Consider the following 10,423-nt stretch of genomic DNA (forward strand, 5'->3'; position numbering starts at 1 on the left):
GCGCGCACGGCCGGCCAGGGCTTTGTGTCGCTGGGCACCTCGGGCGTGGTGTTCCGCGTGACGCAGTCCTTCGCCCCCGCGGCCGAACGCGCCGTGCATGCCTTTGCCCACGCGCTGCCGCAGCGCTGGCACCAGATGGCGGTGATGCTCAGCGCCGCCAGCGCATTCGGCTGGGTGACGCGCCTCACGGGCCCGGGCGACGAGGCGCAACGGTCCGCCGCCGTGGGCGCCATGGCGCAGACGCGGCAGGCGCAGGCACCGCTGTTTCTGCCCTACCTCAGCGGCGAGCGCACGCCGCACAACGACCCCGCGGCCAGCGGCGTCTTCATGGGCCTGCGCCCCGGGCACGACGCGACCGACCTGGCCTACGCCGTGATGGAGGGCGTGGGCTTTGGCCTGCTCGACGGGCTCAACGCCATGCGCCAGGCCGGCACGGGGGACGCCGACGCCGACACCGCGCTGGCCCTGGTCGGCGGCGGCGCGCGCAGCGACCCCTGGGCGCAGCTGCTCGCCAGTGCCCTGGGCTGCCCCCTGCAACGCCCGCAGGGCGCGCACGCCGCGGCCGCGCTGGGCGCCGCGCGGCTCGCGGCCATGGCCTGCGGCGGGGACGAGGCGCAGTGGTGCCAGCCGCTGCCCGCCGACGCCCGCTTCACCCCGCAGGCCGCGCAGCAGGCGCTGCTGGCCGAGCGCTACGCGCGCTTCGTGGCGCTCTATCCGGCGCTGCAATCGCAGTTCCGTGCGCCTGCGCCGGGCACGGCCTGAGGCGCCGGCGCCGGGGCGGGCCTCAAGCTCCCGCCGGCCGCGGGAGGTTGGCGACGCCGCCGTCCACGTGGCCTGCGGGCACGTGGCGCGCGGCGGACACGACATGGCCCGTCTGGTCGTCAAAGAAAAAGTCCGGCTCGAACTCGCGCAGAAACTCGCCCTTGGGCAGACCGCCGAGGAACATGGCCTCGTCGAGCGCGATGTCCCAGCTCATCAGCGTGCGGATCGCGCGCTCGTGCGCGGGCGCGCTGCGCGCCGTGACCAGGGCGGTGCGGATGCGCATTGCGCTGCCACTGGCTGCGCCCGCCGACTGCAAGCGGTGCAGCGCGGCGAGCAGGGGCTTGAACGGGCCGTCCGGCAGCGGCAGCGCGGCCTTGTCGGTCTCGTGCTGCTGAAAGGCGTCCAGCCCTCCGGCCTGGTACACGCGCTCGGCTTCGTCGGAGAACAGCACGGCGTCGCCGTCAAAGGCGATGCGCACTTCCTGCGGGTTGGAGTCACCGGCCTGCACCGACTCCGTCAGCACCCGCGCGGCGGGGTAGCCCAGGTGCAGGGCCTCGCGCACGTCGGCCACGTTCGCCGACAGGAACAGCTGCGCGCCCAACGGCCGCAGGTAGCGAAACGGATCGCGCCCCTGCGTGAACACGCCGCGCTGCACCATGGGCAGGCCATGCGCGGCACACGAACGAAAAACGCGCATTCCGCTGACCGGGTCGTTGCGCGACAACACCACCACCTCCACCCGCTGCGCTCCCGAGGCATTGAACGCGAGCAGCTTGCGCACCAGCGAGAACGCCACCCCGGGGGCGGCGGGCACGTCCAGCCGCTGGCGCTGCAGTTCCACGTAGGCGCGGTCGTCGCCATGCTCGAAAACGCGGTTCTCTTCCTCAAAGTCGAACAGCGCGCGCGAGGAGATCGCGACCACGAGCTTGCCGTCAAGGGTCACGGCCATGGGGGGCTCCCTGAAATCGCCGCAGCGGGGGCAGTGGGCGCCATTTCTTTTACTTGACGAACTGGTTGAGCTGGATGATGGGCATCAGCACGGCCAGCACGATCAGCATCACGACCAGGCCCATGGTCACGATGAGCAGCGGCTCGAGGAGCGTGGCCAAGTGCATTGCGCGCCGCTGCACCTCGGCGGACAGCTGCCGCGCCGCCCGCTGCAGCATCACGGGCAGTTGGCCGGTCTGCTCGCCCAGGCGGGCAAACATCGGCAGCAGGCCCGGAAAGCGCTTTTTCTGCGCCAGCGCCGAGGCCAGGGGCGCACCTTCGCGCACCAGCACCAGCGCGTCCAGCGCGTCGGCCCGCAGCGCGCGGTTGTTCAACGTTTCGGCGGCCGCCTGCAGGGCTTTGAGAATGGGCACGCCCGCGCCCGCGAGCATGGCCAGGGTGCCGGCAAACCGGGCCGCGTTGTAGCCGCGGGCCACCCGGCCGATCAGCGGCAACTTCAGCCAGGCCGCGTCAAACCTTTCGCGCACCGACTCCACGCTGAGCGCCCAGCGCGCGCCGAAAGCGGCCAAACCGCAGACCATCAGCAGGGTCCACCCATAGCTGCGCACGAAGGCGCTGATTCCCAGCATCGCCTGCGTGAGAAACGGCAGCGCCCGCCGGGTGCCCGCGAACACACTCGCCACCTGGGGCACGACGTAGCCGACCAGGAACAGCACGATCACGATCGCCACCAGGGTCACGATGGCGGGGTAGAGCGCTGCGCCCACGAGCTTGGCCTTGAGCGCCTGGCGCTCCTCGAGGTCGTCGGCCAGGCGTTCCAGCACCAGGCCCAGGCTGCCGCTGTGTTCGCCCGCGCCGATCACGGCGCAGTAGATGTCGGAAAACTCGCGCGGGTGCTGCGCCAGCGCTCTGGCGAACGTGGCGCCGGCGTTGACTTCGGCGCGCAGCTCGGCCACGAGCAGGCGCTGGCGCTCCTCGTCGGCCTCCTCCGCCAGGGCGGTGAGTGCCCGCTCCAGCGGCAGGCCCGAGGACACCAGCCCGGCAATCTGGCGCGTCCAGATCGCCAGCGCGGTGGCGCTGAACACGGGCCGGGTGAACAAGCGCTGGCCCAGGCTGATCGGGCGGCCGTCGGGCGACTGGCTGGCCTGCACCCGTTCGACCTGCAGCGGCACCAGGGCCTGGGCCCGCAGCAGGCTGCGCGCGGCCCGGGCCGTATCGGCCTCCATGAGGCCCTTGCGGGTCTGGCCCTGGGCGTCCAGGGCTTCAAAGGAGAAAGCAGGCATGCAAGGGCGATCGGGCGGTCGGGGAGGTCACACGGGCCGCGCAAGACGTGCACGGCAGCCCGCGATGGTAGCCGCTGCCGACCGCCGACACGCAGCAGCGCCATGGGCGCGCTCCCGCAGGCTGCGTTCGGCAGCTCAATGCAGCATCAGCGCGCCGGCGGTCTTGCTCTTGCCGGCGCGGGCGGGCGGGTTGCACAGGCCGCAGATGAAGTGGCGGCTCTCGTATGGCGCGGTCACGAACTGGCCGCCGCAGCGTGCGCACCGGGTGCGGGTCAGCATGCCGGCGTCGATGAACTTCACCAAGCGCCATGCGCGGGTAAAGGACAGCAGGGGATCGACCCCGGCCGTGCCCACCTGTTCGGCGTACAGGCGGTAGGCCTTGACCAGCAGTTCCGCGGCGTCCAGCGCCATGGCCTTGGACAGGTACTCGTGGATTCCCAGAAGCAGCGAACTGTGGACGTTCTCCTGCCAGGTCAGGAACCAGTCGGTCGAAAAAGGCAGCTGACCCTTGGACGGCGACCTGCCGGCGATTTCCTTGTACAGGCGGATCAGGCGTTCATACGACAGCGTGGTTTCCGACTCCAGCAGCTGCATGCGGGCGCCCATGCGGATCAGCATCGCGGCGCGCTCGATCTGCCGGGACTCGTCGAGAATGCTCTTCACGGGGGATTTGGCGGGTGTGGACATGGCAGGCTTTCGTGGGCGCAGGGGTTCTCAGAGCACTTCCGACACGCGGCCAGCCATCAGGATGTTGGCGTGCAGCGTGTTCGCGGCGGCACTGCCCGCCTTCTTCGTCGGGTGGTTGGTGAGCAGGCTCCAGACCAGTTGGTCGTCAACCCGGAAGCTGCAAAGAAGCGTGTTTCTCGACGCCAGCGCCATGATTTGCGCCGCGGACAGCGAGGCCAGGATATCGGCCGACTCTTCGTTCATTCCGAGGCGGAAAACCGCTTCGGCCTTGTCCTCGCGGATCAGCGTCTGTGCCAGCATCAGATAGCCGAGGTTGGCTTCGCGGATTTCGGCGAAAAGTTGTTCGTGGGTCATGGCCGCTCCTTGGGTTTTCCGGTTGCGCGTCTTGCGTCGCCTGCTGGCTGCAGGTTTCGCGTGCTCCGCTGCCAGCGATTGTGAAACGGCCGCGCTCGAAAATTGAGTCAGGGTTTGGCGCTGTCGCTTGTCTGGTTTTGCGCCGCGCCGAGTAGGAATCTGCCCTACAAGCGAGCCCAAGCGCCGCCCCATTCCGGCAACGCCTGCGGCGGCGCCGGATTTTTCAAACGACCAAAAGCACCCAGCTGGACTTGGCCTCCGCAAATCCTAATATCACGAGTTTGAAGTATAAAAAATAGAGTGCCACAACGAATCCTGTGGTACTCCACTTCCAACGAAACAGTTTCATTAAAAAAACCAAGAACAACACAAATGGCACAAAACACCCGTATACCACAAGATAAGAATACAAAATTATAACATCTCTTGGAATCTTGACGTCAAGAGAAGCAACAATTCCGACTGCAGAATAATATAAAGTTCTGCTCGCCAAGAAATATAAAAAGATGGATGCGGATTTAACGATTTCCATTCACCATCACCCGTAGCAAGTACTTTTTCAACCATGAAAGCTAACGTGAAATCCCCTCCAAAGCAAGCGGAGCTCTGATCTGAAGCTGACCCGTGCCGAGACTGTATGTACGGGGAGCGCCATGTTGGGCGTTGTTGCATAAATCGGGAGTCCCTGTGTGTAGCGGGCAACACACTGGGCTTGAGACCCGGCAGCCCCTGGGTGACGGCATCCGGGAAGACAAATGGACGGCCTGCACTTGGGAGGCACTCGCAGTGGGTGCAGGCGTGAGCCAGCCAACTCTGACCTGCCTACCCCCTCCGGCCCGTTGCGCCGGTTGGGGTCCCCCCTTTCGATCCGTTAAACTGAGGTATCATCGAAATGTCCGAAACGATACGGTTGCTGCGTCACCCGCATGATTGTCACGCCTGACGCGCGATGCGTACCGAGCTTGGGCAACAACGGCCATACCGGCCCCGAAAGCAACGCCACCTGCATGCCAGGTTGCTTGCAGACCATCCAGAAAACTCTCTTGATGAAGAAAGAACCCATGAATTACCGACTCCCAAGGCGGGCAACACTCGCAATGATCTCGGTGGCTGCGCTGTTGTCCACCGGCTTCGCATCGACCCGCGCAATCGAGCAGAACACCGCACATGCTCTTGGCTTGGACAAGGGCTCGTTCACCATATCCAACCGCAGGAACGATGGCGTAAGGACCAGATACACCGTCAAAACCAACACCGGAAAGCGATACAGTTGCTACGTCACCGGCTTGGGCGCTTCGTTCACGGTGTCTGACGCGATGTGTACCGAGCTTGGCAAGAAATGAAGAAAGAACCCATGAACTACCTACTCCCACGGCGGGCAACACTCGCAATGATCTCTGTGGCTGCACTGCTGTCCACCGGCTTCGCCGCGACCGACGCGATCGAGCAGAACACCGCACATGCTCTTGGCTTGGACGAGGGCTCGTTCACCATATCCGACCACAGGAACGATGGCATAAGGACCAGATACACCGTCAAAACCAACACCGGAAGGCGATACAGCTGCTACGTCACTGGCTTGGGCGCTTCGTTCCCGGTGTCTGACGCGATGTGTACCGAGCTTGGCAAGGCCGGTCAACAAGCAACGACCGACGCCTCATGCAACGCGCTCTTGAAGGCCGCGGGCAAGTGTTGATGACGCTGCGACTGAACTCGGAACCACCCGACTCGGCAGTCCATTCACGTGGGCAAAGATCGCACGACCATCCGGGCGAAGTTCTGCTTAAAACGCCCAGTCGTAGCTTTCACGCCCCCGTGTAAACATCACACCGCTTCGCGTCGCCTTGCAATGCCACGTCTGCATTGTCTGTTCAAGTCCCTCTGGGGACTCTCTGAGGCCATCCGGATCAAACACCACGGCGCAGTGCGCGGCCGGTGCCCTCACGGATTCGCAGGACAGCCACTGCACGCCCCGATCCTGAGCGCCCGCCGCCACAGCATGGGTGTCGGTGTAATCGCTGCCATGGATTCTTCTTCCCCAACGTGAACGGCATCCAGATTGAAATCGGCCAAGTCAATTAACCTCTTTTCAGAAAAGAAAGAAAATGCAAGTCATTCCCTGCACAGAAGCACAACTGGATATCATTGCAGAGCTGTTTAATGATTATCGAATTTTTTATGAACAAGCGAGTGATCTACCGGCTTCGCGCGCTTTTATCGAGAAAAATCTAAAGCAGCAACGGTCCAAAATTTTTTTGCTGCTCGATGACAACGGTACCCCGACGGGATTTTCCCAGTTGTACCCGGCGGTTTGTTCGCTGATGCTGCGTACCTACTATTATTTATCGGATCTGTACGTCGTCAAATCCGCAAGACGGAATGGCCATGCCCGGTATTTGATGAATTACATCACCAAGCACTTCACCCGGGACGGTGCGCAACGTTTGACGCTCGATACCGCCACGACCAATAAGATCGCGCAGAACTTGTATGAATCACTGGGCTACGAGCGCGAAGAGGTGTATATCACTTATCACCAACGCCTCGATACCCCGAGCGAAGTGCCAACCTCCACATAAACGATTCGAGTCCGGTTCGGGCAGATTGCAATGCTCGGCTTCGAACGCTATCCCATCTCTACCAAGACGGTTTTTCAAACTTTCGGCATCGCGCCCCATTGGCAATCTGACGCCGCATAGTTGCCCGACTTGGCCAAGGGGATTGGCGCATCTCCCGCCGGCAATCCAGGGTGCGCATGATCGGCAACGGGTCCCCCTCCCCCCGTTAACGGGAACGAGGCCTATCCGCTCCGTTTCCATCGCACACCCCTGTGCGTCCGTCCGGTTTTGCGTCAGGACGCGGTGGCAATGCCGGGCATGGGAATGAAGCCCGGAAGGCGCTTGATGCGTTCGATCCAGGACAGCACGTTCCTGTAGGGCGCAAGGTCGATTCCCCCTTCGCCAGCCAGCGCCGTGTAGGGCATGCAGGCGATGTCGCCTATGGTCGCATGGCCGAGTTCCAGGAATTCCCGGTCGGCCAGGTGGTCGTCCATGATCTTGAAAACCCGGTTCGCCCCGGCGTGCAGTTTTGCCAGGTCCAGCGGGTAGTTCAGCACCTTCACGAGCCGCGCGCCCGCGGCGTTCATGACCTCGCCGCCGCCGGTCGAAAGCCATTGCGCGATCTTGCCCTGCGCCGCGGCGTCGTTCGGGAACCAGGTGTCGGACTTGTCGTACTTGCGCGCCAGGTACACGAGGATGGCCTGTGCATCGCGCAGGCGCAGGTCGCCGTCTTCAAAGATCGGGATTTCGCCAAACGGATTGAGCGCCAGGTAGCGCGCGGACTTGTGTTCCTTTTTCACGAAGTCCACGGGAACGGCGTCGTAGGCGACGCCCAGGATGCTCATGAAGAGGCGGATCTTGTAGCAGCTTCCGGAAATGTCGCAGTCGTAGAGTTTTGGCATCTGTGTCTCCTTGGGGTTGAATGATCAAATGGTTGGCGGGGAACGCTTATCTGGCTTGCCTGGCTCGTCTGCGGGCAGGCGCGCAAGAATCCGGCTGTGGTGCATCAGGTGGTCGGCGATGAAACTCTGGATGAAGAAGTAGCCATGGTCGTAGCCTGGGTGCATGCGCAGTTCCAGCGGCTGGCCCACTTGGGCGCAGGCTGCGCGAAACAACTCGGGCTGCAACTGCTCGGTCAGAAATTTGTCGTCCAGGCCCTGGTCGAGCAGCACGCCCTGCGGCCAGGGCGGCGCCGTCTGCCGCTCCATCAACAGGCTGGCGTCGTGCTGCGCCCAGGCCGCGGGGTCGCTGCCGAGGTAGCCGGCAAACGCCTTGCGCCCCCACGGGCATTGCGTCGGCGCGCAGATGGGGGCGAAGGCCGAGACCGATTGGAAGCGTCCCGGATGCCGCAGCGCGAGCGTCAGCGCGCCGTGTCCGCCCATCGAGTGGCCGAAGATTCCCAGGCGCTGCAAGCTGATGGGCAGCTGCGCGCCAACGAGCGCCAGGAGCTCTTCGACGATGTAGCTTTCCATGCGCCAGAACCGCGCCCAAGGCGCCTGCGTTGCGTCCAGGTAGAAGCCTGCGCCCACGCCGAAGTCCCAGCTCGCGCTTTCCCCCTCGACATTCGCTGCGCGCGGGCTGGTGTCGGGCGCAATGAGCGCCAGCCCGAGCTCTGCCGCCAGCCGCTGCGCGCCGGCCTTGATCGCAAAGGTCTCTTCGTTGCAGGTCAGGCCCGAGAGGTAGAGCAGGGCGGGCACGTCGCCGGCCGCGGCCTGCGGCGGCAGGAACACGGAAAAGCGCATGCGCAGGCCCGTCTGGCCCGAGTCATGTTCATAAAAGCGCTGCGCGCCGCCAAAGCAGCGGTGTTCGGAAAGGATTTGCAATTTGGTTCGCCCTCAGTACAGCACGACCCCGCGGATCGATTCGCCGCGCCGCATCAGATCGAAGCCCTGGTTGATGTCCGCGAGCGGCATGGTGTGGGTGATCAGGTCGTCGATGTTGATTTTCTTTTCCATGTACCAATCGACGATCTTCGGCACGTCGGTGCGCCCGCGCGCGCCGCCGAAGGCCGAGCCTTCCCATTTGCGGCCCGTGACCAGCTGGAAGGGGCGGGTGCTGATCTCCGCGCCGGCCGGCGCCACGCCGATGATGACGCTGCGGCCCCAGCCCTTGTGCGTGCATTCCAGCGCCTGGCGCATCACCTGGGTGTTGCCTATGCACTCGAAGCTGTAGTCGGCGCCGCCGTCGGTCAGCTGCACGATCGCGTCAACGATGTTCTCCTGCTCCTTGGGGTTGAGGAAATGCGTCATGCCGAAGCGGCGCGCCATCGCCTCGCGCCCGGGGTTGACGTCCACGCCGATGATCTTGTCCGCGCCCACCATCCTGGCGCCCTGGATCACGTTCAGCCCGATTCCGCCAAGACCGAAGACCACCACGTTCGCGCCGGCCTCGACCTTGGCGGTGAAGATCACCGCGCCGATTCCGGTGGTCACGCCGCAGCCGATGTAGCAGACCTTGTCGAAGGGCGCGTCCTCGCGGATCTTCGCCATCGAGATCTCGGGCGCCACCGTGTAGTTGCTGAAGGTGGAGGTGCCCATGTAGTGAAACAGGGGCTTGCCGCCCTGGCTGAAGCGGCTGGTGGCGTCGGGCATCAGGCCCTTGCCCTGGGTGCCGCGGATCAGCTGGCAGAGATTCGTCTTGCGCGAGAGGCAGAACTTGCACTGCCGGCATTCGGGCGTGTAGAGCGGGATCACGTGGTCGCCCTTTTTGAGCGAACTCACGCCGGGCCCGACGTCGACCACGATTCCCGCGCCTTCGTGGCCGAGGATTGCCGGGAAAATGCCTTCCGGGTCGGCGCCCGAGAGGGTGTAGTAGTCGGTGTGGCAAATGCCTGTGGCCTTGATCTCGACCAACACCTCGCCGAACTTCGGGCCGTCGAGGTCCACGGTTTCTATGCTCAGGGGGGCGGCGGATTTCCAGGCGACTGCGGCCTTCGTCTTCATGCTTGTCTCCTTGAAGCCTCTTCTATAGTGTGCTGTGCCGAACGGATTGTGAAAGCGCGTGCGCGCCGCTGCCACAGCGCACCGACGGGCGCCGGGCAACTTGGCCGCACAGCGCACCAATTTGGCCGAATCACGTCACCCCGCCCCGTCCGATATGAAAGGGCCCTGTCCATGGCACCGCTTTCCGCGTCCCGAGCACGCCGCGTCGACATCGTGGTCTATCCGGGTTTCAAGGCCCTGGAGGCCATCGGCACGATGAGCGTTTTCGAATACGCCAACATCCACCTCGCGCGGCAAAAGCAGCCCCGGGGCTACGACGTCGCGGTGGTATCAACGGCCGCCGGCGCAGTGCCTTCGGACATGCTGATGTCGCTGGTCGCGACCCGCGGCCTGGACGCGGCGCTGCTGCCCGACATCGCGCTCATCGTGGGCGCACGGGCGATCGAGGCGGCGCTCGAAGACAATCCGGCGCTGCTGCACTGGGTGCGCGCCGCCGCGCCGCGCATCGAGCGGCTCGTGGCGCTGTGCTCGGGCAGTTTCTTCCTCGCCGCCGCGGGCCTGCTCGACGGCCAGCGCGCCACCACGCACTGGAGCGTCGCCCCGCTGATGCAGGCCCGTTTTCCCGGGGTGCAGGTCGAGGCGGACGCGATTTATCTGCGCGCCGGTCGGCTCTGGACGTCGGCCGGAGTGACTGCGGGAATCGACCTGGCGCTGGCGCTGGTCGAGGAGGATTTCGGGCGCGGCCTGGCGCTGGAAGTCGCGCGGGATCTGGTCGTGTACCTGAAACGGCCGGGCGGGCAGTCGCAGTTCAGCGTGCACTTGGCGAGCCAAAATACCAGCCACCCCGGGGTCCGCAGGGTGCAGGACTGGATTCTTTGTCATCTGGACG

Annotated in this window: 12 protein-coding genes and 1 pseudogene; 5 read left to right on the forward strand and 8 right to left on the reverse strand. The window is 64.7% G+C overall.

Features of this window, described 5'->3' with window-relative positions; translation table 11 throughout:
- The coding region (locus tag VTU_RS27510; RefSeq protein ID WP_010105626.1) for an FGGY-family carbohydrate kinase at window positions 1-762 on the forward strand (762 nt) is incomplete at its 5' end.
- Between the two features lie 22 nt (window positions 763-784).
- Here the strand turns inward: VTU_RS27510 and VTU_RS0115090 are convergent.
- From VTU_RS0115090 to flhD, 4 genes are all read right to left on the reverse strand, one after another.
- Entirely contained in the window at window positions 785-1,711 is a 927-nt protein-coding gene (locus tag VTU_RS0115090; RefSeq protein ID WP_010105628.1) for a 5'-nucleotidase, read from the reverse strand.
- A 49-nt stretch (window positions 1,712-1,760) separates the two neighbouring features.
- A complete protein-coding gene (gene gspF, locus VTU_RS0115095; RefSeq protein WP_010105630.1) occupies window positions 1,761-2,993 on the reverse strand; it encodes a type II secretion system inner membrane protein GspF in 1,233 nt (410 codons plus the stop codon).
- A gap of 135 nt (window positions 2,994-3,128) precedes the next feature.
- Window positions 3,129-3,680 carry a flagellar transcriptional regulator FlhC gene (gene flhC, locus VTU_RS0115100; RefSeq protein ID WP_010105631.1) on the reverse strand — a complete coding sequence of 184 codons (552 nt, stop codon included), beginning with the start codon at window positions 3,678-3,680 and terminating at the stop codon, window positions 3,129-3,131.
- Window positions 3,681-3,707: 27 nt separating this feature from the next.
- On the reverse strand, window positions 3,708-4,034 hold the full coding sequence (gene flhD / locus VTU_RS0115105) for a flagellar transcriptional regulator FlhD (protein ID WP_010105632.1): 327 nt from the start codon (window positions 4,032-4,034) through the stop codon (window positions 3,708-3,710).
- Between the two features lie 926 nt (window positions 4,035-4,960).
- On the opposite strand from flhD, the gene VTU_RS34915 reads away from it, so the two are divergent.
- Both VTU_RS34915 and VTU_RS0115120 read left to right on the forward strand, forming a co-directional pair.
- Complete coding sequence (locus VTU_RS34915; protein WP_236610752.1) at window positions 4,961-5,377, forward strand: hypothetical protein; 417 nt, start codon at window positions 4,961-4,963, stop codon at window positions 5,375-5,377.
- A gap of 11 nt (window positions 5,378-5,388) precedes the next feature.
- Window positions 5,389-5,730, forward strand: a complete 342-nt coding sequence (locus tag VTU_RS0115120) for a hypothetical protein (RefSeq protein WP_236610753.1) — start codon at window positions 5,389-5,391, stop codon at window positions 5,728-5,730.
- 87 nt (window positions 5,731-5,817) lie between these two features.
- Here VTU_RS0115120 and VTU_RS32870 read toward each other — a convergent pair.
- Window positions 5,818-6,066, reverse strand: a pseudogene (locus tag VTU_RS32870) (RES domain-containing protein); the annotation flags it as partial.
- A 73-nt stretch (window positions 6,067-6,139) separates the two neighbouring features.
- Here VTU_RS32870 and VTU_RS0115125 point away from each other — a divergent pair.
- Window positions 6,140-6,613, forward strand: coding sequence for a GNAT family N-acetyltransferase (locus VTU_RS0115125; RefSeq protein WP_010105636.1), 474 nt, complete (start codon window positions 6,140-6,142; stop codon window positions 6,611-6,613).
- A gap of 272 nt (window positions 6,614-6,885) precedes the next feature.
- Here the strand turns inward: VTU_RS0115125 and VTU_RS0115135 are convergent, their stop codons facing one another.
- From VTU_RS0115135 to VTU_RS0115145, 3 genes are read right to left on the reverse strand one after another with little or no spacing between them, the layout of a single operon-like run.
- Window positions 6,886-7,494, reverse strand: a complete 609-nt coding sequence (locus VTU_RS0115135) for a glutathione S-transferase family protein (RefSeq protein WP_010105637.1) — start codon at window positions 7,492-7,494, stop codon at window positions 6,886-6,888.
- A gap of 24 nt (window positions 7,495-7,518) precedes the next feature.
- On the reverse strand, window positions 7,519-8,415 hold the full coding sequence (gene fghA, locus VTU_RS0115140) for an S-formylglutathione hydrolase (RefSeq protein ID WP_010105638.1): 897 nt from the start codon (window positions 8,413-8,415) through the stop codon (window positions 7,519-7,521).
- 12 nt (window positions 8,416-8,427) lie between these two features.
- Window positions 8,428-9,534 carry an S-(hydroxymethyl)glutathione dehydrogenase/class III alcohol dehydrogenase gene (locus VTU_RS0115145; RefSeq protein ID WP_010105639.1) on the reverse strand — a complete coding sequence of 369 codons (1,107 nt, stop codon included), beginning with the start codon at window positions 9,532-9,534 and terminating at the stop codon, window positions 8,428-8,430.
- A gap of 171 nt (window positions 9,535-9,705) precedes the next feature.
- Here VTU_RS0115145 and VTU_RS0115150 point away from each other — a divergent pair.
- Window positions 9,706-10,423 (forward strand): GlxA family transcriptional regulator (locus tag VTU_RS0115150; protein WP_010105640.1); only part of this gene is annotated, 718 nt, incomplete at its 3' end.

Source organism: Verminephrobacter aporrectodeae subsp. tuberculatae At4 (assembly GCF_000193225.1).
In the GTDB taxonomy this organism is placed as follows: Bacteria; Pseudomonadota; Gammaproteobacteria; order Burkholderiales; family Burkholderiaceae_C; genus Acidovorax; species Acidovorax aporrectodeae.

Bases quoted from the DNA above. Each gene is read 5' to 3' on its own strand.
- gspF (WP_010105630.1), bottom strand. From the start codon at position 2,993: ATGCCTGCTTTCTCCTTTGAAGCCCTGGACGCCCAGGGCCAGACCCGC.
- VTU_RS34915 (WP_236610752.1), top strand. From the start codon at position 4,961: ATGATTGTCACGCCTGACGCGCGATGCGTACCGAGCTTGGGCAACAAC.
- VTU_RS0115120 (WP_236610753.1), top strand. From the start codon at position 5,389: ATGAACTACCTACTCCCACGGCGGGCAACACTCGCAATGATCTCTGTG.
- VTU_RS0115090 (WP_010105628.1), bottom strand. From the start codon at position 1,711: ATGGCCGTGACCCTTGACGGCAAGCTCGTGGTCGCGATCTCCTCGCGC.
- flhD (WP_010105632.1), bottom strand. From the start codon at position 4,034: ATGACCCACGAACAACTTTTCGCCGAAATCCGCGAAGCCAACCTCGGC.
- VTU_RS0115125 (WP_010105636.1), top strand. From the start codon at position 6,140: ATGCAAGTCATTCCCTGCACAGAAGCACAACTGGATATCATTGCAGAG.
- VTU_RS0115135 (WP_010105637.1), bottom strand. From the start codon at position 7,494: ATGCCAAAACTCTACGACTGCGACATTTCCGGAAGCTGCTACAAGATC.
- VTU_RS0115145 (WP_010105639.1), bottom strand. From the start codon at position 9,534: ATGAAGACGAAGGCCGCAGTCGCCTGGAAATCCGCCGCCCCCCTGAGC.
- flhC (WP_010105631.1), bottom strand. From the start codon at position 3,680: ATGTCCACACCCGCCAAATCCCCCGTGAAGAGCATTCTCGACGAGTCC.